The organism is Paenibacillus sp. FSL A5-0031 (assembly GCF_001956295.1).
GTDB lineage: Bacteria > Bacillota > Bacilli > Paenibacillales > Paenibacillaceae > Pristimantibacillus.
The window spans coordinates 48956-75689 of the sequence record NZ_MRTD01000015.1 but is presented as its reverse complement, the minus strand read 5'-3'; the positions used below and the strand labels follow the sequence as shown (position 1 = coordinate 75689).

Here is a 26734-nt window from a genome sequence, read left to right as displayed (position 1 = left end):
GAGGCACATATTATGGGGGAAATGTCTGCAGAGTTTATGTATACAAAGCTAAGCGATGCTAAAGTCCACTTTGAGCGTGCACTAGATTGTAAACATACGGAATTTGATGATTTATATCCTTATATGATTGAGCATCCGCAATTTTTCTGGTACAAACGTTATGTCGCATGGTCAGAGCTGCTCACCATCGTGAAGCTTTGCGACGAATTGTCTATTGAATGGCGGGAGCAATTCACTGACCGTCAAGGCGAATATATCGGCAAACGAGTGATGTCATCGCGCGTGCTGGATGAGTGGTATGAAACGAATGACGCGAAAGAGCATGCAGGTTAACTTAAAGATTGATATAACTATAAGTTAAACCTTATTATTATTTTATATTTTGAAGTAAACCTCAATGTGATGCGTAAGCATCCATTGAGGTTTTTCAATAATCATATAGGTTAGAATAGAAGCAGGAGGAATTGCAATGATAAGTGAAGAGCAATTGGATCAATATCGCGTAAGCGGTGAGACGATAAGAGTTGTAAGAGATGCAATCGAAGCAAATGACGTTAAAGGTATCGTTGTAGCATGGGACGAGTCCTCTGTCGTTATTCGCAGACCAAATCGCCGGGTAGTGAAGCTAAGCCGTACATATAGTTATACACCAGCATCAGAGGATCGGCTTAATCTATTTCCTGATGAGAATTAGCAATCGCATGAATGGCATCAAGCGCTTCTTTGCCGATTCCAAGCTTGTATCCCTCTGACATGTAACGGATTCGTCCTACATTATCCAAAACAAACAGGATGGGAAACTGTTCCATCCTCTTCGGCACGACCAAGGGCTGAAAGAGGTTAAGGCCAGCGTATGACTGATCAAGGTGGAAAGAAGCGTTTCGTGGCAAGGCAGCATCTTGTTCTAATGAGAAGGATGCGGTCAGCTTATCTTCACCCGCTGTCAATATAACTTGGCCATTCCATGCCTCAAATGCAGGAGCCAGCTCTCGAAGCTCTCTCAGCAGATGTTTTGAAGGCTCACGGTCTGGCTCGATCCAAGCGATGACTGCGCCTCGTGGCTGAACGGCTGCCTTCATGCTAATCTGTGGAAAGAATAACTCCTTATCCATGGCATCAGCGGAGAGTGAGGCTAGAATTGGAATTTCCATATCCTTGCTGCGGAAGCTCAATGTCAATTTTGTTGTAGTTGATGGAGAAATGTCGAAATAAGCAAGCCGGACCTTTACAGTACCACTTGGAAGTCTTGTTCCGGTTATTAGCCGATATTGTCCGCACACCAATTCGATTGGCGTGTCGAATACGTCCTTTTTGCCAAAAAGGAGCATCTGTGTGTGATACATGCCTTTCGTCCAGCGTGCAATCGTGAAGTTATGGAAATAGGCTGCTTCTTCTACATCTGCTGCTATGTCTTTGATGAAATGAACGTAACCTAGAGCTGGTGCTGAGGTGCCCTCCGAACAAAAGTCAGTCCAATGGCTTAGCATAAAATATTGTGGCCTTAAATCAGTTGGTTCAAGGCGAGCTGGTATTCCTAAGCTTCTTGCTGTTGCGATTAGAAGAATGTGGAAGCAAAGCCGATCGCCTTTTTGTAATTCAAAGCTGCCTAGCGGCGTGGCAGAGCCGTTATAATGATTCATGCCTTCGATAATTTCAAATTCACCCGCAAGCCGCTCGTACATGGCCTCAGGTTGACCGCGATACAGTTCCTTTTCTGCTTCCGAGTAACGCTCTTGGAAACGATGCTTGTAGGGTGCAATCATCTCATAATGAATACGCGGACAAAGAAGATACTTGCTGGTAAAAGATTTATCTAAATCGGTATCCTGACTTTCAATCAGCGGCAAAGAACCAAGTAGATGATCATCTAACGTGATCTGAAACGTATCTGTCAAATCCTTTTCATGAAGTGATTCCAGCAGCAAAAGCGGCCATTCTCCATATATAGGCGATTGATTTTGTAAAAAAGCATAAATCTCATGGCTGTTGCCTCTAGCTTTTTGGAGGACATTCCATACCCGATCTCCATTTAGGGAGAGCTGATCAGCTAGCTGAGAAGACTGCTCCAAGCTAACAAATGTTGCTTCATATGCAGCACGAATTTGGGAACCCTCTTGAATTCGCTCACTATTTTTCTGTTTCTCCTGCTCAGTGGCGGCTGAAGTCAGCTTGCTGTCCACAGATAGCGGGGGGATCATATCAATATCTGAAATGCCGCCTCGAACTTCCTCTTTGCTCATAACCATTGTAAATTCGTTCGCGTCTCCCGTATGGATAAGTATAGAGCCCCAGCCTTCTTCGCCAACAGCATGTATATATAAGCTGCCAAGTCCAGTTGTAAGGGTAACTTGCCCGGCTTGATCTGTCGTCTTTGTCACAATAGTAGAAAACTCGGCGTAATTATACAGCTGGAAGTGTACCTTAGCACTAGATGGGGAACCAGCTTGATTAAGTACTTTGATCGTAATGGTCTTGTTTACGGCATAGTTATCTAGTAAATTAATTTCGGTATACCAAGGATGCTGCAGCGTAATTTCCTCGGGGCCTGCATAGTTGGAGGGAACTCTCGTATTAACGAGCATAGCCCTTTTTGCAGGGGCGCTAAACCAGCCTTGGTCTAACTTTGCTTCTGGCTCGCAAGCACCGAGAAAATGCCATCGACCGTCAGCCCAAGCTTCAACCCAAGCATGATTGGAATCACAATGGGCCCAGCGTGGTGTATAGCACTGCCTTGCAGGAATTCCGATGCTGCGGAGTGCAGCAACTGCAAGTGTGGACTGCTCTCCGCAGCGTCCGAGAGTGGTACGGATAATGGTTAAAGGAGATACGGTGCGCTGGTCGTTTCCTATGTAGGTAGCTTTTTCATGGCACCAGTAGTTAGTCTCCAAAATGGCATCTTCCATGGACAGTCCTCGGACGCGATCGAACAATTCATTAAACAACAAGTTTCGAATATCTTCGATGTTCTCGTTATTGACACGGTAGGGGAGGACAAAGTGGTAAAATAAATGATCGGACACCGTGCTGCCCCATGGCACTTTATTTCGAATAGCAAGAGAAGCCCGTACATGGCTAAGAAAAAGTTCACCGTTATAATCAGCTAAGTCATTAAGAGGCATGTAGGCATATAAAAATTGCAGCGCAAACTGCTCATCCGCGCTTAAGGGCTGCTGAAAAACGCTAAATAGCTGCTCTTCACGCAAGCTGGCTAGGCTCCTTTTGTAGGCGAATTTTTCTAGAACCTGTGTTGTCCAGTCTGAATTCATAATTATGATCATTCCTCTCCTAAATACTGCAGGTATACTCGAATGAAGTTGGTATATTTAATTTGCATTATAAAGAATTGATTTGGTATAATCAATACAAGAAATGCATTACGGATAGACTGGAAGTGAATGAACATGCAGTCCGATAACAAACCTTTGTATATGGTCATTCTTGAGGATCTCAAGGAAAAGATAAAATCGGGAGAATATTTGCCTGATCAACAACTTCCAACAGAAGTGGAATTGGCGGAGAAGTCAGGGGTTAGCCGCATTACATCGAAGCGCGCATTAATCGAGCTGGAACGGGAAGGCCTAATATACAGGAAACGCGGAAGCGGGAGCTTCGTCAAAAAACAAGAGATTTATATTGAATCCGATACAGGCACCTCAAATGCCAATCGGATTATTTCAATGATTCTTCCTTATATGGCGACACATGAATCGGACTATATAACCGGAGCATCGGACTATTTGGACGATAAAGGTTATTATTTAAGCATTCATAACAGCAATTGGAGCAGAGACAAAGAGAAGGAACTCCTCGTTCGAATTCCTAAGAACGGTTCAAGCGGCATCATATTGTATCCGATCAGCACCATTAGCAATATCGATTTGATCAATGCTATTTATTGGAACGACTATCCGATTGTAACGATTGATCAGTACTTTGAAGGCATTCCGATTACGAGCGTTACTTCAAATAACTTTGAAGGCGGTTATGAGATCGCGAAGCAGCTGCTTGAGTTTGGTCATGAGCGAATTGCTTTTGTTTCCAGCATCAGCATCGAATTTCGCAGTTCGGTGCGCGATCGGTATCAAGGCTACTGCAATGCGCTGAAGGATTACAAAATTCCGATTGATCCTGACTTAATCGTTTCGGATTTCTATAGACAAGTAGATGAAACAAATAGCAAAACCTTTTATAAAACAATGATTGCTTCGCTGATTCAGGCTGGAGTAACAGCGATTCAAGTTGAGCATGATCACCTTGCCGTCGAACTTCTTAAAAATGCGATTGAAATGGGATTGCAAGTTCCAGGACAGCTTTCAATTGCCGGCTTCGACGATCATATCATTGCGCAGCATGTGGAGGTTCCGCTTACGACCGTAGCCCAAGATTATAACGAAATAGGCCGTAAAGCGGCTGAATTAATCGTTAATCGAATTGAACGAGCTGATTTTTCACCGCAAAAATTACAGGTTCCCATTCGTGTGGTTGAGAGAGAGTCCATTGGCGTGCAGACGGCAGATGATCAAGCCTCGGTCAAATCGGTATAGACAATCTATTGTTCTGCGTCATTCATTTTAGTGTAAAAAGCTGGCCCTAATGGCCAGCTTTTTTATTTGGTATAATCAATAATGTATTTTACTATATTAAGTATATTCATTGTTTACAAAAAATAGTATTGCGATTATAATAACTTTTGTAAGCAGGCTAAAAGGTATATCTAATTACATAGCCAAGTTGGTTTGTAATTGAAGTGATGCACCTTGAGAACGAACCGATTGTACAACAATGGATATATCGGTTATTTTTGCTTGCGAAGAATGTAAGCGCTTTATAACTGGTTTTATTATGCCGTTAAGGAGGGCTGTTCGGTATTTCTGTCTAGAGCTTTGTTAAAGCGTTTCGTAATCATGTCTTTTTAAAATTTCAATCCAATATGAATGATGGGGGATTTTAAATGAAAAAGCTAAAATTACGCTCGTTTGCAGTCATTGCTTTAATACTTATGGTTTCGATTGTAGGATGCTCCGGAAAAAATGGTGCTAACAGCAATCAAGGGAAAGAAACGAATGCAGTTTCTCCGACAAATGCTGAACCAACAACAGAAGCGACTGTGGCGCCGGAAGAGAACAAATACGATTTAAAAGGTCAGACGATTAAAATCGGCGTATGGTACGACGGAGCTGATCCAAGATTAGTAGAAGAAAAAGGTCCCGCAGAAGAAGCGCAAATCAAATTGATTGAAGATGCGGAGAAAAAATATAACGGCAAAATTGAATTTGTAAAGTTCGGCGACTATGGAAAGTATATTGAAAATTTCACGACGACCTCTCTCTCAGGCACACCGTTTGCGGATATCGTTAGGATCGAGCTTTTCTGGGCGTTTCCACAGCTTGTGAACAAACAGTTCATTCAGCCAGTTGATGAGTTTTTGGATTTGAATGATCCGAAATATATTAGCTGGATGAAGGTTGGAGGAAGTTATGACGGCAAGCAATACGGGATGACGGATTCAGCTCCTTCTCCGTACGGCATGTTTTATAACAAAACGCTCGTTCAGAAGCTTGGCCTAGAGGATCCATACGAGCTTCAACAAAAAGGCGAATGGACATGGGATAAATTCCGTGAATTTGCAAAAACCGCAACAAAGGATACAGACGGCGATGGAAAAACAGATGTATTTGGCGTAACCGGCGCTTACGGTAAAGTTAAAGCATTTGCAGAGCAGATGGTCTACACGAACAACGGGGCTCTGGACAAGGATGCCAGTGGAGAATACAAATTCGCTATGAACAGTGAAAATGCGATTGAGTCCTTGCAGTTCATATCTGATCTCTACAACACAGATAAATCGATCATGCAGCCGGTTCCTGAGGATGCAGCGAAAGAGTTCATCGCTGGCAAAGGCGTTATCTATGCAGGATTCAGCTGGGAGCTTGGCACGTTTGTCGATAGCATGAAGGATCAACAACTTGGTTATGTTTTCTTCCCGAAAGGCCCTAAGGCTGATCGTTATGTTTCCTACACACCGTTTGGCAATATGTTCATGGTAGCTAAATATTCGAAAAATGCTGAGGTTGCTGTGAAAATTCTTGATGAGATTAGTCTTCATGAAGAGGGCAGAAAGCTAGCCAATGAGTCATGGGAAACTTCTTACCCAAGCAAAGAGTCGCTCGATACTCGGAAACAGATGGCCGACAACATTGAGTATATCTCCTACTATGGCATTCCAGATGGCGAGAAGCTCTTTGAAGGTGTCGTCAAAGAAATTACAGAAGGCAAAGTATCGCCGTCTACTGCAGTTGACAAAATTAAACCGCAGTTTGAAGCGAACATGAATAAATTGCTTCAAGACAACAAATAAAATTTTGTCAAAAACTCTCAGCAGGCTCCTATTTTAATAGAGAGCCTGCTAGGGAGGAGGGGGAAACGATGCGGCGACCAAGCGTTAAAGTCATTTCGTTATTGCTTCTGTCACTAGCTGTTTGCGTCTCCTTGTTTTTTCAAGAGTCCGCACTAAACGGCACGGTTACTGCTGAAGGAACATCGGCAAGCAATCGGAATACCCATCCGACGGCTTTAGATACGCCATATGTAAAGGGTGGTTATGACGAATACTTGTCTAAATATGATCCTATTCAACTGGCGTCTAGCGATACGATTGTAATCGAAGGAGAGAGCTACAGCGAAGTTAAAGGAATGGAAGTTTCTATCGTTGAGAATAGAGCGGGCAATCAGGGGCAAGCGGTTCTCACGGAGGATTCAGGTGCGATTTCCTGGGCATTCGAGGTTAAGCAAGAAGGACTATACAATCTCGGTATACATTTTTATAGCGAGCCGGGCAAGGATTCAGATATTGAACGGGAGCTGTTAGTGGATGGGCAATCGCCATTTAATGAAGCTAGAAGCATAACCTTCAATCGAATATGGAAAAACGAGAAGCAAAGCTTCGATCGCGATGCAAGGGGAAATGATCTGCTGCCTAACCAAATCGAAGAGTATATGTGGCAGGAAAGCTTAATTAAAGACAACACGGGCTTTTATGATGAGCCTTTTTTATTTTATTTCTCGAGAGGCCAGCATACACTGACGCTGACTTCGGTTAAAGAGCCGCTCGTCATCGATTGGTTAAAGCTGTCTGCACCGGAAATTGCTCCTACATATGCAGAGGTTGCCAGCAAGTATAAAGAAGATGGGCTAAAGCCGGCTGCAGACGTTTCGATCAAGCTTCAAGCAGAGCAAGCTTTATACAAATCTACGCCAAGCTTGCTGCCTTATAATGATCGTTCTTCTCCCGCGGTCGAACCTTACCATGTATCAAAGCTTCGCAATAATGCAATGGGTGGATGGGCATGGAGAATGCCGGGACAATGGATGGAATGGGAAATTGAAGTAGAGCAAGAAGGGCTCTATCAAATCGCTTTGAAAAACCGTCAAAACTATTTGAATGGCATGTCTGCGCTGCGCTCCATTTATATAGATGGGAAGCTGCCCTTTAAGGAGTTGAAAGAGGTTCAGTTTCCATATAACCATTCTTGGCAAATGAATGTTTTGGGAACGAGCAAAGATGAGCCTTATTTATTCCATCTTACTAAAGGCAAGCATCGGTTGCGGATGGAAGTGACGTTGGGCGAGCTGGCGCCAATATTGCGATCGGTGGAAACGAGCATTCTTGAGTTAAATGCCTTGTATCGCCAAATCATCAGCTATACAGGTACCGTTCCGGATACCTTCCGTGATTACAATCTGGAACAGCGCATCCCTGAAATGATTGAAGTGTTTGAGAAACAAAGCGAGCTGCTCTATAGCATTGCGAGCAGTATGGAAGGACCATCCGAGAGTGGAAATGACCGTACAGCGATTATTAATAGACTAGCGTATCAGCTTAAGGACATGGCGGGCCGCCCGGAATCCGTACCATCACGGATCGAAGCATTTAAGACGAATGTAGGCGCGCTTGGCTCATGGATGCTTACGATCAATGAACAGCCGCTTGCCTTGGATTATTTAATCGTTAGCTCGCCAGAAGTAAAGCTTCCGAAGCCCGAAGCAACCAGATGGGCAAAGATGTTAACAGGGATCAAATCGTTCGCAGCATCATTTAGTGAAAACTACGATGATTTCTCGGATGAAGAAGAGACGAAGCAAAGCGTGACTGTATGGGTAACATCGGCTCGTGACCAAGCACAAGTCATTAAACGATTGATAGATGATCGTTTTACGAGTACGACGGGCATACATGTGAATTTAAAACTCGTAAGCGCGGATGTGCTTCTACCGTCAACCGTCTCGGGGAAAGGGCCGGATGTTGCTTTGCAGGTTGGCAACGACTTGCCGATGAATTACGCGAGCCGCAGCGCTCTTCAGGATTTATCTGCGTTTCCAGATTATCCGGAAGTACAGCAGCAGTTTCTAGCCAGCGCCATGGTGCCTTATGAATATAAAGGAAGCTACTACGCATTGCCTGAGCAGCAAACGTTTCCGATGATGTTTTTCCGAAAAGATATATTGGAGGATGAGCTGCATTTGGAAGTGCCGGAAACTTGGCAGGATGTCTATGATATGCTGCCTACGCTCCAGAAGCATAACTTGCAGTTTGGTTTACCGCAAAAACCGCTTGATTCCATTGGCAATGAGCTTGCAACGACGAATATTATGACGCTTCCGCCCAATCCTGCATTTGCGATGTTTCTGCTTCAGCAAGGCGGCCAGTTTTATAAGGACGGTGGTAAATCGAGTGATTTGGATTCAGAGACATCGATTTCGGAGTTCAAGAAGTGGACCGATTTTTATGTCAATTATAAGATTCCAATCGCAGCTGATTTCGCAAACCGCTTCCGAACAGGCGAAATGCCAATCGGTATCGTCGATTATACGATGTATAACAAGCTGACTGTTTTTGCACCTGAGATCAAAGGGCTGTGGTCATTTGCACCCGTTCCAGGCGTTGCTGCTGCCGATGGTTCCTTCCACCGCGAGGTAGGCAGCGGAGGCTCGGCATCGATTATGTTCAAGCAAGCGAAAAACAAAGAAGAGGCGTGGACCTTCTTGAAATGGTGGACAGGCAAAGATACGCAGGTTGCTTTTGGCAGACAAATGGAAATTCGAATGGGTGCTGCTGCTAGATACCCAACGGCAAATATGGAAGCGTTAGCTTCACTTCCTTGGCCAACGAAGGATTTTCAAATGCTGCAGGAGCAAATGAAATGGGTTAAGGGCATTCCAGAGGTTCCGGGTGGATATTTGACAGGCAGAAACATCGATAATGCATTCCGCCGTGTTGTCGTTCAAGGAGAAGATCCGCGTGAAACGATGGACAAATATGTAAGGGCGATGAATGAGGAAATTACATTAAAGCGCAAGGAATTTAATCTTCCTTATTAGAAACGAGGGGCTTAAATGAAACAGCAGGTAGCAGCCCGCCCCGTAACAAGGGGGAAAGGCGATTCACGTATTCTAGCTCACGGGAAAGAGCTGAAGCCAAAATTAACGCGCATGTTTGTTGAAATGAAAAAAAGTAAACACGCTTATGTGCTGCTGGCACCATACTTTATTATTTTCTGCACATTTACTGTACTCCCTGTGCTATTATCGCTGCTGCTCAGCTTTACGAATTTTAATTTTCTTGAGAAGCCTAGGTGGATTGGCTGGCAAAACTATTCAAGACTACTCGTTCAAGACGATATTTTTCTAATTGCGGTAAAAAACACGTTTTTGTTCGCGGCCATTACGGGGCCGATTAGTTACTTGGCATGCTTCTTGTTTGCATGGCTTATTAACGAGCTAAGGCCGAAGATAAGAGCTTTTCTAACGCTCGTCTTGTATGCGCCATCGATTGCGGGCAATACCTATTTGATTTGGCAGCTATTGTTCGCAAGCGACTCCTATGGTTATGCGAATTCTTTTCTAATGAAGTGGGGCTTCATTATGGAGCCGATTCAGTGGCTGCAAGATACAAGGTATGTGCTGGGCATTCTTATTCTCGTTCAGCTATGGCTAAGCCTCGGCACATCCTTTCTAGCCTTTATCGCAGGGCTGCAAAATGTAGATCGCACCCTGTACGAAGCGGGAAGCATTGACGGCATTCGCAACCGCTGGCAGGAATTGTGGTTCATAACACTGCCTGCTATGCGTCCACAGCTGATGTTTGGTGCGGTTATCCAAATTACGTTGGCGTTCTCCATCGCAGAGATCTCCATCTATATGATCGGTTTCCCAAGTGTGGATTACGCAGCACACACCATTGTTACCCATTTGGTTGATTACGGCTCCATTCGGTATGAGATGGGCTATGCGTCGGCGATTGCCACGGTATTGTTCAGTATCATGCTCCTTACAAATCTCTTAACGCAGAAGCTGCTGGGAAAAGTGGGTGAGTAGAGGGATGAAACGATCTTTTAAAGTGTCAAAGAGGCTGAATCGTTCCTTGTCAGTCGATATACTGCTGTTTCTGCTGCTTGGCGGCGTCGCTTGTTTTATGGCATTGCCGCTTGTGTTCACAATCAGCAATGCATTTAAGCCGTTGGATGAAATTTTCTCCTTTCCTCCAAAGCTGTTCGTTCGAAATCCTACTTTCAAAAATTTCAGAGATTTGCTTGGTATATTCAGTGATTCGTGGGTGCCCTTCTCAAGATACGTATTCAATACTTTTTTCATTGCTATCGTGGGCACCGTGGGGCATGTCATTTTTGCTTCGGCAGCGGCGTATCCTCTTGCCAAGCTTAAATTTCCGGGGAAACGAGTGTTGTTCTCGCTCGTTGTACTCTCCCTGATGTTTACCGCCTATGTTACACAAGTGCCGAACTACATGATCATATCGTGGCTTGGTCTGATTAATACGTATTGGGCGATCTTGCTGCCTGCTTTCGGCATGACTCTAGGATTGTATCTCATGAAGCAATTCATGGAGCAAATCCCGGATGCTCTATTAGAAGCAGCCAAAATTGACGGAGCGAGTGAATACCGAATTTATTGGCAAATTATTATGCCGATCGTTAAGCCAGCTTGGCTGACGTTAATCATTTTCTCCTTGCAAAGCTTATGGACAAATGGTTCAGTAACGAGCCACAAATATATTTACAGCGAGCAATTAAAAACAGTTGATTATGTCTTTGGCCAAATCGCAAGCGGAGGACTTGTTAGAACAGGACCGGTAGCTGCGGTTACACTGCTGATGATGCTTGTGCCGATCACCGTATTTATCGTAACGCAGAGCAATATTATTCAAACCATGTCTACATCAGGCTTGAAGGAATAACAGGAGGGAAGCAACGGATGAAGAGAATCATCGCCGCGTTATTTATCGCATCGCTCATAATCGGTGCGGCCGCTCCTGTTGCAGAAGCCGCAATAGATACCTATCAGTATTCCTATTGGGGAGATGCTGTGCCCTCGCCGAATGCATACAAAATGGAGCAAGTCATTTACGGTGACAATTGGAGCAGTGGGCGTCTTGCTTCGCCAATGGATATGTTCGTTGGCAAGGATGAGCGAATATACATTGCGGATACGGGCAATAACCGAATCATTATATTAAACAAGGAATTTCAAGAAGAACTGGTCATTTCCAAATTTGATAATGAAGGAAAAGAGGATGCGCTGAATAAGCCGGAGGGGGTATTTGGCACAAACGATGGTCTCATCTATGTGGCAGATACACTCAACCGAAGACTTGCCGTATTTGATACTGCGGGTAAGTTCATACGAGCAATAGGCGAGCCTAAATCAACGCTGCTGCGGCCAGGGTTTCAGTACGCGCCAATCAAGGTGGCCGTTGATAAAGCGAAGCGAATATTAGTCGTTAGCCGCGGGTCTTACGAAGGAATGATGGAGTTTGACGATGAAGGGCAGTTTATCGGCTTTATTGGAACGAACCGCGTAAAGTTCAGCCCAATTGATCTGTTCTGGAAACGGATATCGACCAAAGCACAGAGACAGCAAATGGAGCAGTTCATACCGCTTGAATTTAACAATCTCGATCTTGATGAGGACGGGTTCATCTACACCTCAACCTCAGAAGAGGATTCGAACCGGCCGATCAAACGGCTGAATCCATCGGGAGCTGATATTTTGCGGAGCAAGGGTTATTTTCCGCCCAAGGGTGATATTGGCACTCTGAAGACGGGGACCAATCCGGGCAGTTCCATATTCATCGATGTGGCTGCGGATCAAGCAGGCATGTACAGTGCGCTTGATTCTAAGCGGGGACGGATATTTACTTACGACAAGGATGGAAATCTGCTGTACGTGTTTGGAGGATTAGGAAGCAAGCAGGAGAATTTCCGTACCCCCTCTGCCATTGAAATTATGGATGATCATATACTTGTGCTGGATAAAGATAACGGACGGTTGACGGCATTCGAGCCAACCCGGTATGGCAGCTTGATTAGGGAAGCCGTTATTTCGCTTTATCATGGCAAAACAGAGCAATCCACAGCCGCTTGGGAGAAGGTGCTTCAGCTAAACGGAAATGTGGAGGTGGCCTATTTAGGTATCGGCAAATCGTTGCTCAAAAAAGGCGAATATCATGAGGCGATGTCTTATTTCAAGCTTGGGAACAACAGGGAGTATTACTCCGAAGCCTTTAAGGGTTATCGAAAAAGCATCGTGCTCGCGCATTTTGGCACTATTGTTCTCGTTGTTGCACTAGCTGTTGTACTTGGTTATGCCCTCATGAAGTGGAATCGGAGAAAGGTGAATGGCCAGCACTTTCAGGAGTTCGGCATTATCAAAAACCCTTTCTACACGATGATGCATCCCTTTAATGGCTTCTGGGAAATGAAATACGAGCAGAAGGGCAGGCTCAAGCTCGCTTTCGGCATTGTGTTTCTGCTTGTCATCTTCACCATTATTAAGCGGCAATACAGCGGCTTCGTCGTCAATTTCAACAACCCAAGCCAATTGAACAGCTTGAACGAATTAACTTTTATCGTATTGCCTTTTGTTCTGTGGTGTGTTGCGAACTGGTCCTTAACGACCTTGATGGATGGTGAAGGTAAATTCAAGGAAATTGTGATGGCGACAGCTTATGCGATGATGCCATTAGTTATCATTTATTTGCCTCAAACGCTGTACAGCAATTTAATTACAGGCAGCGAAAGCTCGTTCTATTATTTGCTTGATGGGGTTGCCCTGATTTGGTCAGCATGGCTGCTGTTCACAGGTACGATGACAGTGCATCAATATTCAGCTGGGAAAACGGTTATGACGATGCTGCTTACACTCGTTGTCATCGGAATTATTGTTTTTATCGGGGTATTATTATTCAGCATGCTTCAGCAGATGATCAGCTTCGCCATTTCTGTCTATAAGGAATTATCGTTCAGATTGTAGCGTGCGGGAAGGAGAGATGGTCGTGACAGGTAAGAGGAAGATGTCCAGCATCCTGTTCGCGGCACTGCTTGCGAGCGTTGTTGCTGCAAGTGCGGCAGGCTGCAGCAAGAAGGAAGAAGCTGGAGTGCAGATAAACCTCGGTACAAATGAAGCCGAGGCCGTCTCTGCTCAGCAGGAAGACCGGGTGATTGGGGCAGGACGTAAATCAACTGCGGTCAACACGGATAAAGAGCTGCAAGCGTTGTCAGCGATGGAATTAGTGAAAGAAAATGACGCGCTTCAGCTCTATATCAACCGTGAAACGGCAGAAATTGCCCTAAAGGACAAACGCGACAGCTACGTCTGGTTTTCAAACCCGGTAGAGAGAAGCGAGGATCAGAAAGCTTCGCCTTTGTACCATTCAGAGCTATCCTCACAGGTGCTGCTTACTTACTACAATGAAAAAGGGCAGGTCAACGCTTTCAACAGCTATGATGATAGCGTCGCAAAGCAGCAATTTGAAATAACGGACGCAGAGAACGGGATCAAAGTCGTTTATCGACTAGGCAATATTGCCAAAGGTTTCGCTAATATTCCAAAGGTAATCAGCAAAAAAAGATTTCAAGAGCAAATCTTGGATCAGATTGCCGATGAAGAGCTGAGGAAAAGTGTTGAATACAAATTCAGCTTCGATGAGGCAAAACAAATTTATGTCGTCCGCAAGCTGCAGGATTACGTAGCGGAGGAAATCTCTGCGGCACTGGAAGCTGCGGGCTACACAGCGGAGGATGCGCAGCAGGATAACGAAGAGAACGGCGCAGCCGACGCTGCATCAGCCGCAAGGGCAGAGTTTACGATTCCAATTCAGTACACGCTGGATAATGAGCAGCTTGTGGTAACGATTCCGGGCAAGGAGCTGCAATTCAATGCGGAATATCCAATTGCCAGCGTACAGGTGCTTAAACATTTTGGCGCTGCTGGTGTGAAGGAGTCGGGATACTTGTTCGTGCCTGACGGCGCAGGCGCTCTAATTGAGCTGAACAGCGGAAAGCACCAAGCGGAACCCTATAATTTGCCTGTGTACGGCAATGACGGTACGTACAATGTGAAAGAGAAAATACAGACGAATGAGATGACAAGGCTGCCGGTATTTGGGCTTAAGCGATCCGACCATGCTTTGTTTGGGATCATTGAAAATGGAGATGCGATGGCAAGCATCACAGCAGATGTAAGCGGACGAAACGACTCCTATAATACCGTTGGCAGCAAGTTTCAAATTTCATCAATGGACTTTTACACGCTTACGTCGGGGACAAAAACGAGCTCCGTGCCGATGTTCCAAAAGAAAAGGTACGAAGGCGACTTATCCATAAGATATTCCTTTCTTAGCGGTGAAACATCCGATTATGTAGGAATGGCTGCTGAATATCGCAATTACTTAATCCAAAAATTCAATATACAAAAGCTGGATAAAGTCGAGGATTCGCCGTTTGTGATGGAGCTGGTAGGAGCATTCCGGGTAGATAAATCATTCCTCGGAATACCGTATGAAGCAACACAATCGCTAACCAGCTTTGCTGAAGCGAAAAACTTGCTGCAAGAGCTGATGGATACGGATATCCAACATATCGATTTGCGTTATGTCGGGTGGTTTAATGATGGTATTCGACACAGCTCGCCAGCAAGTATCAAAGTAGTGAATAAGCTGGGAGGCAAAGAAGGGCTTCGTGAGCTAGCTGATTTTGCACAGAAAAACGGGATCGGCTTCTACCCGGATACAGCCTTTTTGGAAAAATACAAAGGTTCCAGCGGATCGGCTACATGGCTTGATCGCGGAGAAGCAAAGGTTTATCAATATAATCCGGTTATGTACGATCAGGATACTTCGAAATTTTCCCACTATATCTTATCGCCTGCTGCGCTGCCGAAGCAAATAAACGGTTTTTTGGCGGATTACAAAGCGCTCGGGCTGCAGGGATTATCGCTAAGAGATATGGGAAATCAGGTTAATTCCGATTACAATCCAGATAAAACGATAACCCGTCAGGAAGCGCTGGAAATGATCAAGACACAGACGAATAAGCTGAGCCTTCAGGCGCAATCGATCATGGTGAATGGCGGCAACGCATACAGCTTGCCTTATGCAGATGTAATCGTTAACGCACCGACCAAGAGCAGTCTGATGAATATTACAGATCAGGATATTCCGTTTTATCAAATTGCATTGCATGGCTATTATGATTTGGCTGGCTCACCTTACAACATGGATGATAAACAAAATCCTTGTCTATCGATGCTGAAGGCGCTGGAAACGGGCTCGAGCTTATATTATCAATGGTACGCCAGTGACTCAACGAAAGTGAAGGACACCGACTACGATAATCTTTATGCTTTGAACTACAAAGATTGGCTTGATGAAGCGGTGCAGCTCTATAAGGAAGCGAATGGCGTATTGTCGAAGGTTCGGAATCAGGTCATTGTGAAGCATCGACAAATCGTGCCGGGCGTCGTGGAAACGACATTTCAGAACGGTTATGTCATTACGATCAACTACAATAATAAGGCGATAGCAGTAGAGGGCATGCAGCTTGCAGCTCAAAGTTATCAGGTAGGCGGTGAGGCAGATGTTCAATAAGCCATTGACCTTGGCGCAGAAAAAAGCATGGTGCGGCGTGCTGTTCGCCACGCCATTAATGCTGGGATTAGTCATGCTGTTTATCATGCCGCTCATTCAATCCTTACGATTCAGCTTAAGCTCAATAAGTTTGGTTGAAGGCGGCTTCGCAGTAAAGTATGAGGGTTTCGCAAACTTTCGTCATTTATTTCTGACCAATGCGGATTTTCCGCGCAGACTGACTGAATCGGTTACAGATATGATCGTTAATGTGCCAATCATCATCGTATTCAGTCTCTTTGCAGCGGTGCTGCTGAATCAGAAGTTCAGAGGAAGAGCGATGGCAAGGGCAGTCTTTTTTCTACCCGTCATTCTAGCATCTGCGGCAATAGCCAATATGGACATTAGCAGCTTTGTCGGAAGCTCTTCTTCATCTAGCGGAAGCGGAAATCTCATGCAAAGCTTTGAGCTGAAAAAGATGATGATGGAGTCCGGCTTGGCGCCTGTATTCGTAAATTATATTTCGGATGCGGTTGACCGAATCTATGAAATTATTAGCTCCTCCGGCGTCCAAATTCTTATCTTTCTTGCGGGCTTGCAATCCATTTCTCCCTCACTGTACGAATCTGCAAGAATTGAGGGGGCAACGGGCTATGAGATTTTCTGGAAAGTTACATTCCCAATGATGACGCCGCTTATTCTGACGAATTTAATTTATTCCATTATTGATTCATTCAATAACAATTCGGTTAACGCACTTATTTCAGAAACGGCATTCAAAACGTTTGAGTTCGGGCAGAGCGCAGCGATGTCTTGGGTGTATTTTATCGTTGTCGCAATAGTACTTAGCCTATCAGCGGGCATCATTTCGAGAAAAGTGTTTTACTACGATTGAGAAGGAGGAGAGGCCATGAAGCTGCCGGCCATTCACGCGGAAAGGTTTCACCGCCACTATAATCCGGTCGAGAGATCGAAGCGATTGTTATGGACGTTGCTAAGGTCAGTACTCGTTTCTGGTTTTTGTTTTATTATATTATTTCCGCTATTTCTTCGTTTCTCGGTCGCATTCCGCAACAAAATTGATATCTATGATCCGACGGTGCTGTGGATTCCTAGAAACTTCACGTTGGATAATTTTAAAATTGCGATGGAAGCGACCCACTACTGGGCTACTCTACTGAATACGTTTTTGATATCGGCGGGAACGACTGCCATTCAACTCGCATCCTGTGCGCTAGCGGCATACGCTTTTGCAAAATTGAAGTTTAAAGGCAGCGGCATCCTCTTTGGATTCGTTATATTCACCATTGTTGTACCGCCGCAGACGATTATGATTCCGCTATATTTAACGTATAGGTACTTTGATATGTTCGGTTTAGTAGGTTTGTTTTCGAAGAGGGACAGCTTTAATCTAATTGATACCTTTTGGCCTTTCCTGATTTCATCCGCAACGGGAATGGGGCTCAAAAACGGTCTTTATATTTATATTTTTCGGCAATTTTTCCGAGGCATTCCGAAGGAGATTGAAGAAGCGGCCGTTGTTGACGGCTCAGGTGTTTTTAAAACCTTCTATAAGATCATGCTGCCGAATGCCGTTCCTGCAATTGTTACGGTTGTGCTGTTTTCCTTCGTATGGCAGTGGAATGACAGCTATTATGTCTCGTTGTTTCTCAGCAAAGTAAAAGTATTGTCAACTCAGTTAGCAGACATGGGCTCTGTGCTTGGCAAAGAACCTGATCTTGTGTATCAATCCATGCTGCTGAATACGGGCGTTCTCCTGCTTATGCTCCCGCTTATTATTATGTACTTGTTCGTACAGCGCTATTTCGTCGAAAGTGTAGAACGTACAGGCATCGTAGGCTAACGCAAGCAAAGTGAGCATTAATCGGCATTAGGCAAGCACGTGGAGCAGCGTCTTTGCTTTCATCCCAAACAGAGAATGGAGAAGGATACTTTGATATCATCTACTACTGTTCATATCATTTCACACACCCATTGGGACAGGGAATGGTACTTGCCATATGAGAAGCACCATGTTAGATTAATTGCGCTTATCGATCGATTGCTTGAGACGCTGGAGCGAGATTCGAATTTCAAAAGCTTTCATCTTGATGGCCAGACGATTATATTAGAAGACTATTTGCAAATTCGTCCGGAAAAAAGAGCGCTGCTTGAGCAGTATGTTCGCGAAGGACGCATTCATATTGGACCGTGGTATATTTTGCAAGATGAATTTTTGACGAGCGGTGAAGCAAATGTACGCAATCTCGCTTATGGACACCGAGATGCTATGCAGTTCGGCAAAGCTGCAAAGGTGGGTTATTTCCCGGATTCGTTCGGAAACATTGGGCAAGCACCGCAGCTGATGCTGCAAGCAGGGATCGAGAATGCTGTGTTCGGACGCGGTGTGAAGCCAACTGGCTTTAATAATGAGGTTTCTCAAACGAAAGCCTACGAATCACCGTTCTCCGAGATGATATGGGAGGCTCCTGACGGCTCAAGAGTGACCGGCATTCTGTTCGCCAATTGGTACAGCAACGGCAATGAAATTCCAACTGAGCCAGAAGCGGCCGGTGCTTATTGGCAGCGTAAATTAAAGGACGTCGCCGAGTATGCTTCAACGCCTCACTGGCTCATGATGAATGGCTGCGATCATCAGCCGGTGCAGACGGATGTAGCACAAGCTATTGCGACTGCGCAGCAGCTATTTCCGGAATATCAATTTGTCCATTCGAATTTTGAAGATTATATTGAGGCGGTAACCGCATCGCTCCCTGAGAAATTGTCCATCGTCAAAGGTGAACTGAGAAGCCAGCATACCGATGGCTGGTCGACACTTGTTAATACTGCATCTTCGCGAATCTATCTTAAGCAAATGAACCAAACAGGTCAGACGCTGCTGGAGAAAGTGGCCGAACCGATAGCAGCCTTTGCTTATTTGACAGGCCATGCTTATCCTCATCATCTATTCACATATGCTTGGAAAACATTGATGCAAAACCATCCGCATGACAGCATTTGCGGATGCAGTGTCGATGAGGTCCATGCAGAGATGGTGACCCGTTTTGCCAAAAGTAAGCATGTCGCCGAAAGTATTATCGAAGACAGTTTATCCGCGGTCGCTTCGAAGGTAGATACGAGCGAATTTGCTACCTTTGGAGAGGTTGCTTCTACACTCGTTGTTGTTAATACAACGGGCTGGCTGCGTTCTGGTGTTGTTTCCACTGATGTTGAAATCGAGCGCATCTATTTCAATAGTGGAATAGATTTTTACACGATGAAGCAGCGACTGAAGGAAATTGATTTAGCAGGTCTATACCTCGTAGAGTCAGAGGGCAGTAAGGTATCCAGCGGCATAGAAGATCTAGGCGTACAATTCGGATACGATTTGCCCGAGGATCAATTCCGTCAGCCTTATTTTGCTAGAAAAGTACGTATTCAATTTGAGTCGCACGGTGTACCAGCACTTGGCTACAAAACCTATGCGCTGATTAGAAATGATCTTTCTAAACAGCTTCAAGCTGAAGAAGGCTCTCTAATTAGAAATGAACGAGAGATGGGCAATGATTATTTGACTGTAACGATCGCTGATGACGGTTCCTTGACTATTGATGATCATCGTTCGAATGAAGTGCTGCGCAATCAGTGCATATATGAAGATACAGGAGACATTGGTAATGAGTATATGTACCGCCAGCCAAACGGTGACGTCCCGCTGACAACGAGAGGCCTTCGAGCCGAAATACGCATAACGGAAGATACACCTTTTCAAGCCAGCTTTGAAATTACGCACCAGATGTTAATCCCAAAGTCGGCAGAAGAGCTGTTGCAGCAGGAGAGAGAAGAGCTGATTTGGTTTACTGGACGAAAATCAGGCAGGTCGGATAAGCACATTCCTTTTACGATTAAGACGAAGGTATCACTTAACAAAAATGGGCAAGCACTGCAAATAGAAACCACCTTTAACAACGAGGCTCTTGACCATCGTTTGCGTATGTTGTTCCCGGTAGACTTTCAATCGAAGACACATTTGGCAGATTCAATCTTTGAAGTGGTGGAGCGGGATAATACCCCATCGGAGGAATGGAGAAACCCAAGCAATTGTCAGCATCAGCAAGCTTTTGTGACGTTGATAGGCGAGAAGCAGGGAGTTACGATCGCCAACCTTGGTTTAAATGAATATGAAGTTTTGCGAGAAGAAGATGAAAACAATACCATTGCGGTTACTTTGCTGCGTGCGGTGGGGGAGCTAGGTGATTGGGGATACTTCCCGACCCCTGAGGCGCAGTGTCTCGGCGAGCATACGGTTAAGCTTGAAATTATACCGTTTCCGGTAGAGAATCAGCATGCAAAGTCGGAGTTCATTGGGCATGGAGCTATGGCATCGATGAAGGAAGCTTATCAATATCAAGTTCCATGGATAGTAAAGCAGACGGGTACACAAGAGGGTGAGCTTCCAAGTAGTTTTTCCTTTATGCAATGGGAGGGTGACAAACTATGTTTGTCTGCTCTTAAGGTATCGGAGAACACGGGGGATTTGATCGCGCGCTGGTATAATCTATCACGAGATGAGCAAACGTTAAGCGTATACCCTACGCTAGGCGTGAACGCAGCACATCGCAGCAGCGTTATGGAGCAGAGGCTGGAGGAGTCAGAGCTTGGCCGAATGGTGGTTCGTCCCGCTGAAATCATTACGCTTAGTTTAGATGTTTCTTTGTAAATTAGCATACGGAGTATAACACACCCCTAACTGTCTTTGAGAAACGGTTGGGGGTGTGCTATATTTCAAGAGGGATGAGGTTGACATGGACGTAAGCATCAAGTTTGCGGCATGGGCAAATATTATGAAAACAAGGGGAAGGTGTTACAGGTGAAAAGAGTACTGCTGCTCGGAGATTCGATCCGAATGGGCTATGAACCGCTTGTGCGCGAGGCTTTGAATGAAACGGCAGAGGTTGTCGCACCTGAGGAGAACGGCAGATTTGCGAAACATACGTTATGGGGAGTTAATTTGTGGATTAGAGATCTGGGCAAACCAGATATCGTTCATTGGAACAACGGATTATGGGATTTGCATCATGAAGCGCCAATGGTCGAGGCACTTACTTCATTAGAAGAATATTTGGAAACGCTTAAACGAACGGCGAATGAGCTGCAAAGAACGGGTGCAAACATCATATTTGCAACAACGACGCCTGTTCCAGCCGATGCGATTGGGCGCAGCAATGCAGAGATCGATTTATACAATGCGGCAGCTGTAAAGCTGCTGGAAAGCCTAGGCATACAAATAAATGATCTGAATGCTGCCATAAAAGAAGATCTAGCATTACATATTTGCGAGGACCGTTTGCACTTATCTGAACGAGGAAATCGTAGATGCGCGGAGAAAGTCATCGAGCACATACATAAATTTTTGTAATCTAAGGAGTAAGAGAAATGGCAGTCCAAAGCCTGTAGCTAGGCCGGACTGCCATTTCTTGTTTTAACGGATAAGGTTCACATCGTCGCATCGATCAAAAAAAGAGGTTTGCTGCTGCAAAGAGGTTTCATCATTTTTGACAGCGTGTATCGCTTTGGCGAAGTTGCTTGCGCACATTGAAATATACTCCTTACCATACGCTGCCGTCGACAATGAAGGATCGCCCGCAATCTGATTTGGAAATTCCATATACCAATGGATGCCAGCGGACAGCCTATGCTCCGTTAGCGTTCGTCCAAGACCTTTGGACTCCCACTCGCCTGGATTCAAACGGTCCATATGGACAAGAGACGGATTAATATGAAGAATTTGCGATGTTTCCATATGATCGGCATGCCCATAGTCATCTGGCGTTTCATAGGATTGATCAAGATGAGCAAGCTGCTCGGCATTTAATTCCCATAGATTATAGGCGTACACAACATAATCCTTGCGTTCATCGAGCATCGTTTGGACGAAATAGCTCAGCAGATTGTTATTGCCGCCGTGCCCATTGGCCAAAATAATTTTGTTGAAGCCGTTGCGCCTAATTTCCTTGCACACTTCCTGCAAGAGGCGCAGCTGCAGCTCGCTGCCAAGAGCAACTGTGCCTGCGTAATGCTTCACCTCGGATACTTGGCCGAAAATATAATAAGGAAAGATAACACATGACTCTAATTGAGCTGAATTCTCTACGATTTCTCTAGCGATCATCATATCCGTTCCGAGGGGAAGATGGTCGCCATGCTTTTCAAGACAGCCGATCGGCAGGACACAGACTCGGTTCGTTGACTTCACGGCCGCCTCAAATTCCTTGACGGTTAAGTTTTCCCATAACATACAGTTGGTCCTCTCTGTGTTGTTTAGTGGGCTGCCTTGGATACGTAAACGAGAATAATGGTTTCCAAATAATTAAGATCCGCAGCCATTCGTTTTTTAACCTCTATGTTCAAAGCACGATCCGATTCGATACGCTCCAGAAGCTTCTCTATTTTCTTAAGTGCTTCTTTGGCGTCCTTGCCGGCTGATTTTTTATCCTTCCAGCTTTTTTCAAGCTGCTCCAGCTCTTTTACATATTTCTTATCGTTATCCATCCCATTAAGCGGGACATAAATCTGTTTGATTTTGCGCTGCATTTCGGAAATGATCGTTTTGAAGGATGTTAAAACATCTTTGTCTGGCACGATAGCGGGTTTGCTGTAGAGCCCTGCTAAAAGCGCTTTGTCATATTCATTTCCAAACAACGATTCAAATTCGAACAAAGCTGAGCCGGAGACGCCTACTGCGACGGATTCGTTTATTTGTTTAAGCAGCATCTCCTTCGTTAAGCCGAGATTCGTTCCGACACCAATGACGATCAGCGCTTTGTTGTTTGCGAGTGCAACGGAGTTTAAGGAATCTGTGGCAACAGATGAAGCGTCTGGATGATAGGACATCGGAAAGAGCTGGTCGATATAGTTTTTGGCAATCCAATCCTTTGGCTCCTGGTGCATGAACTCTGGCCCATTCACATAGTTTGGCCATACGGCGGCTGAGACTCGGATATCCGGCTTCAATTTTTTGGCTTCACTGGAGATCCGATATACGAACTCATTAATCGTATTTTTTCTAAAATCAACCCACGCTTGCCAAAGGTTGTCGCCGGGATGGAGGTCGATCGGATCTGCGCCATGCTTCTGCTTGAACAGATTGCGCGTATAAGAGTCATAACCAAAATCGTTCGTGTAATCACCTGCATCGGGATAACGAATATAGTCCAAATGCAAGCCGTCTACTTTATATTTCTGAAGCAGCTCCTTATAAATTTCAGAAACAAAGTCCCGTACTTCAGGCCTTACAGGGTTTAGGAAGTAGTACTGGGTGTTGTAAAGCGGAACGTCTTGATAATCGTGGCCTTGTCTACTGATCATGGACCATTCCGGCTTAAGGCTTCTGACGGGACCTGCCATACTGCCGACGCCTACCAAAAAGTTTTCGACCCATGCATGAACCTCGATGCCTGCTTTTTTGGCTTCAGTTATATAGGCGTTCAATACGTCAAAACCGCCATAAATCGGATTTTGAGCAGCTAGCGGATGGCTCGTTGGGTAAATCGTAAAGCCATTCCACCACGTCTCTAAGTAAATGGAGTTGATATTTAAAGCGTGAAGCTTCGCAATATGCTGCTGAACCTGCCCCAGATTCGTTTCCTTCGGACGAATCCAAATGGATCGATGGTCTACAGTGCGGGATTCATAGCCCATGAAGCTGGCTTTCTCCACCCGTGCGTTCAGCTCTGCGAACTGGACGGTGAAGGAAGCGAAATCACCTTGTGCAATCTGGCTTTTCAAATCGACCAATGCTGCTTGTGCAGATGTAATTTGCTGTTCCATACCGTTGTAGTTAATGTCTAGAAACTGCTGCTTGGAGAGAATAAGCTTTTGCTTTGCAGCATCTATTCCTATTTGCGCTTTATCCAGATAGGATTCTGGCGTGAACAGAAATAACGTTTGTTTCTTATCCGTGAGCAGCTTGAAGCTGCTGCCTATGGATACATGCTCGCTTAGCCAGCTTGCTTTGACGCCATGCCCGGATATGACATATCCGCCAGCTGGAATGGTAGAATTATTGCCGCTCACCTGCGTGACCTTGCCTTCCGAGTTTACGACAACCTCGTATCCCCAAGGATTTGTTCCCGTTGCTGCGCCATAGCTGTTGTCGTAAATAATGAGCTGATCCGTTCCGCGGTGTCCGGGGTATGGTTCATTGCTGCCGTCATCCCAGCCTCCGGGATTATCTTCTCTCGTTCGCGGATTTAAGGCGTCGTATCCTACTTTGGAGGCTTCAACTAACACTTCATTGTTCATATTCAATTCAACGGCATCTCCAATCCGCACAGTTCCATTTAATTTGGCAAAAAACGGACTTTCAGCTTGAATAGAGAGAACGTATCCACTCGCAGGAATGGATGAGTTGTTATCGAGCCAATTGCCGCTAGTATCCTGCGTCATCGTTGCTATTCGCGTAACGGAACCTCCGTCAACCGTGATCTCCATGCCCCATGGATTTGTTTTTGTTGCAGGGCCGTATTCTGGCAAATACAGAACGATATCCGCGGCTCCGCGCCCTGCATTAACCTGAGTAATTGGAACGATCTCTTCATTAACGGTGAAATATTGGGCTGGATAAACCGATATAGGAAAGCTCGTAGTAATGGAATCTCCAATCTTGAAGCCGCTGATCAATGGAGCTTTGTTTCCCGTTCCAGATATGACGTATCCGTTAGCAGGAATATAAGTGCCGTTAGTGCTGTTTGTGTATATGGCTGTAACGATATCGTTTGTAATAATGGCTTCTGTTGTCGGAACGAGCGGAGGTTTTGTTGTGGTTCCGTAGCTGCGGGTAAATATCATGAGTTTGTTGTCTTGACTCTCTTGATTAATGAGGTCAACGATGTGGTTTGTGCCGTCCTCAAGTGTAATGGATGGCTGGTCAGGAGAAGCGGGCTCTGAGAAGGCGGTTGAAGAAATGCTGATCAGAAGAAGGGCAACACAAAGGACGAGATTAAACAATCGTTTGGTCATCATGGCATACACCTCGAATCTTCTCATTTGTACGCATAAAACAGAACCTTACACTTCACCGCCTTTCGGATAAAGTAGCTGTTCATGTTCATGATGGATTGTTTATCTAGCAGTAGTGTACCAGCAAGCGGATCGTTTTTCCATAAATTTTATAAAAAGAGGATAATATTTTTATTTTCTATCTATTGCTTTAAATTTTCTGGCCAATGCGTCTCAATGCCTTGATTTTGAATAAGCGTTAAGAAAGCTTCCAGATGCTGCTTATTTTCTCGTACTTCATGCGGGGTGACTTGATTTATAATGGAGTAAGCGGCTAAATAACCTGCAGATTCACCGATGTTCCATTCGGTTGGATGCAGCCGGTAGCAGCCGTTTGTAATTTGAGTGGTGCCAATATTTTTACACGCAGGGAGCAAATTTTTCATCCGAACGGGGAGGAGGGCTCCGAGCGGAATTTCGTAAGGCAAGCTGGGAATGTAGAAGCCGCGATTGGATTTTGTTGTTGTGTGGAGATCTAGATGATAACTTCCGACGCCTACACTGTCCTCATATCGTTTGATCCCTTGATCCCCCCTGATTTCGAGGCTGACATCATGCTCCGTAATCGTATACTGCGCCTTTATTCTGCGAGATTCCCGTATATAAGGATGTTTGGCAATACCATCTTCTGTTCCAACAATGTCACCGCGAAGTCGAAGGCCGGGATAACCAATGCCTCCATCTGGACGCGGTGCTTCCGTTTGCAGCCAATAAACGAGCGATAGACTTTGCTGACGCGCACTCTTCAAATGTTTTTGTTTTTCTTCTTCAGTTACCTCATAAATAGGTCCTAAATAATAATCGTTTTGTGCCCAGTTAATTAAAGTGATATCGCTTTCAAACGAGCCTTCTTTAAACAAAGAACGGTCAATTATGCGCCTGTAAGTCCAGAAGGGCATGGGTTCTTTCCCATCGGGCATGAAGATAATTTCTTTGTCCTGGCACGGATCATGAATGTCTCCCATTTTCCAGCCGAACAGCGGGAAACGTGAATGCGCAGGAATGAAGCTTCGCCAAAAGTCATACTGCTCTGGTTTCTCAATCGTATAATCCGCGTTCTCCATGTGATCCAAAGCAAATACATACGTAAAGGATTGCATATCAAGGGAATCGGCCTGCTCAAGCGCATGCGGTTCTCCCGTTTCAGCTTTTGCTTCAGCTCCTGATACATACTCTGCACCGGCAAGAGGAAGAAGGTCGCCGCATTCGGTCGCGTCCAAATAGTAGGAGCCATGCAGCTTCTTCATTTCACCTGAGGTGATATGTTTGATAAGGACAGATTCAATCAGGTCTTCGTTTGCTTCAACCGACTCTAATTGACAGCCGAGTAGAATAGTTATTTTTCCACTGCTGATATGAGGGGCAAGCATGGTCTCAAGCACATGAAGCGCGGCTTTTGGCTCATGGCAAAGTCGGCTGACCCAGCCGTTTCCTGGGTTTAGGCGATCATTGTTTTTGGCGTCTTCTACTAAGGGATAATTATCCTTGTAATAGCGGCGAATACGGCCCCGAAACTCACGATATGTGCGGGTGCAGCCGAAGCTTTCAATCCAAGGATGCTCGTCGGGAGGAACGGCTTGACTAGTCAATTGCCCGCCAATCCAATCCGTTTCTTCTGTAACAATCACCTTCATGCCTAACTTGGCTGAGGATAGTGCAGCCATGCATCCGCCAAGCCCTCCGCCAAGTATAATAATGTCAGCCGTAATCGATTGTTGTTCCATTCGAGTCCCGCCCTTCTAGAATTGAATGAAA

17 protein-coding genes are annotated in these 26734 nt (G+C 45.1%); 13 read left to right on the top strand and 4 right to left on the bottom strand.

The features are described 5' to 3' along the window. The first annotated feature begins 12 nt into the window (after positions 1–12). Together BK120_RS24065 and BK120_RS24060 are read left to right on the top strand one after the other, a co-directional pair. Positions 13–333, top strand: a complete 321-nt coding sequence (locus BK120_RS24065; RefSeq protein ID WP_076270046.1) for a hypothetical protein — start codon at positions 13–15, stop codon at positions 331–333. Positions 334–469: 136 nt separating this feature from the next. After that, entirely contained in the window at positions 470–694 is a 225-nt protein-coding gene (locus tag BK120_RS24060; RefSeq protein WP_076270045.1) for a hypothetical protein, read from the top strand. Here BK120_RS24060 and BK120_RS24055 read toward each other — a convergent pair. Further along, the gene (locus BK120_RS24055; RefSeq protein WP_076270044.1) at positions 669–3278 is read right to left on the bottom strand and encodes a transglutaminase domain-containing protein; all 2610 of its coding nucleotides are present in this window, start codon (positions 3276–3278) and stop codon (positions 669–671) included. The two genes, BK120_RS24060 and BK120_RS24055, sit on opposite strands and share 26 nt — an antisense overlap. A 123-nt stretch (positions 3279–3401) precedes the next feature. Here BK120_RS24055 and BK120_RS24050 point away from each other — a divergent pair, with 123 nt between their 5' ends. The 11 genes from BK120_RS24050 (at position 3402) to BK120_RS24000 (ending at position 21338) form a co-directional block, all read left to right on the top strand. After that, positions 3402–4544, top strand: coding sequence for a GntR family transcriptional regulator (locus BK120_RS24050; protein ID WP_076270043.1), 1143 nt, complete (start codon positions 3402–3404; stop codon positions 4542–4544). A gap of 407 nt (positions 4545–4951) precedes the next feature. After that, on the top strand, positions 4952–6358 hold the full coding sequence (locus BK120_RS24045; RefSeq protein WP_076270042.1) for an ABC transporter substrate-binding protein: 1407 nt from the start codon (positions 4952–4954) through the stop codon (positions 6356–6358). 68 nt (positions 6359–6426) lie between these two features. Then, positions 6427–9378, top strand: a complete 2952-nt coding sequence (locus BK120_RS24040) for an extracellular solute-binding protein (protein ID WP_076270041.1) — start codon at positions 6427–6429, stop codon at positions 9376–9378. 111 nt (positions 9379–9489) lie between these two features. Beyond that, complete coding sequence (locus BK120_RS24035; protein ID WP_256711010.1) at positions 9490–10374, top strand: carbohydrate ABC transporter permease; 885 nt, start codon at positions 9490–9492, stop codon at positions 10372–10374. A 4-nt stretch (positions 10375–10378) separates the two neighbouring features. Further along, a complete protein-coding gene (locus tag BK120_RS24030; RefSeq protein ID WP_076270040.1) occupies positions 10379–11251 on the top strand; it encodes a carbohydrate ABC transporter permease in 873 nt (290 codons plus the stop codon). Between the two features lie 17 nt (positions 11252–11268). After that, positions 11269–13326, top strand: a complete 2058-nt coding sequence (locus BK120_RS24025) for a YIP1 family protein (RefSeq protein ID WP_083682379.1) — start codon at positions 11269–11271, stop codon at positions 13324–13326. 22 nt (positions 13327–13348) lie between these two features. After that, complete coding sequence (locus BK120_RS24020) at positions 13349–15940, top strand: DUF5696 domain-containing protein (protein WP_076270039.1); 2592 nt, start codon at positions 13349–13351, stop codon at positions 15938–15940. Then, positions 15930–16814 carry a carbohydrate ABC transporter permease gene (locus BK120_RS24015; RefSeq protein WP_076270038.1) on the top strand — a complete coding sequence of 295 codons (885 nt, stop codon included), beginning with the start codon at positions 15930–15932 and terminating at the stop codon, positions 16812–16814. The genes BK120_RS24020 and BK120_RS24015 overlap by 11 nt, the downstream gene beginning before the upstream one ends. Before the next feature lie 15 nt (positions 16815–16829). Further along, positions 16830–17783: a carbohydrate ABC transporter permease gene (locus BK120_RS24010; RefSeq protein WP_076270037.1), complete on the top strand. Its 954-nt coding sequence runs from the start codon at positions 16830–16832 to the stop codon at positions 17781–17783. A 90-nt stretch (positions 17784–17873) separates the two neighbouring features. Further along, positions 17874–20639, top strand: a complete 2766-nt coding sequence (locus tag BK120_RS24005; protein WP_256711008.1) for an alpha-mannosidase — start codon at positions 17874–17876, stop codon at positions 20637–20639. Between the two features lie 150 nt (positions 20640–20789). Beyond that, positions 20790–21338, top strand: coding sequence for an SGNH/GDSL hydrolase family protein (locus BK120_RS24000; RefSeq protein WP_076270168.1), 549 nt, complete (start codon positions 20790–20792; stop codon positions 21336–21338). A gap of 63 nt (positions 21339–21401) precedes the next feature. Here the strand turns inward: BK120_RS24000 and BK120_RS23995 are convergent, their stop codons facing one another. The 3 genes from BK120_RS23995 to BK120_RS23985 all read right to left on the bottom strand — a co-directional run bounded on the left by BK120_RS23995 (position 21402) and on the right by BK120_RS23985 (position 26703). Then, positions 21402–22217, bottom strand: coding sequence for a creatininase family protein (locus BK120_RS23995; RefSeq protein ID WP_076270035.1), 816 nt, complete (start codon positions 22215–22217; stop codon positions 21402–21404). A gap of 23 nt (positions 22218–22240) precedes the next feature. Continuing rightward, complete coding sequence (locus BK120_RS23990) at positions 22241–24943, bottom strand: glycoside hydrolase family 10-like protein (RefSeq protein ID WP_179089884.1); 2703 nt, start codon at positions 24941–24943, stop codon at positions 22241–22243. Positions 24944–25122: 179 nt separating this feature from the next. Continuing rightward, positions 25123–26703, bottom strand: coding sequence for an FAD-dependent oxidoreductase (locus BK120_RS23985; RefSeq protein ID WP_076270033.1), 1581 nt, complete (start codon positions 26701–26703; stop codon positions 25123–25125). Positions 26704–26734: the final 31 nt, after the last annotated feature.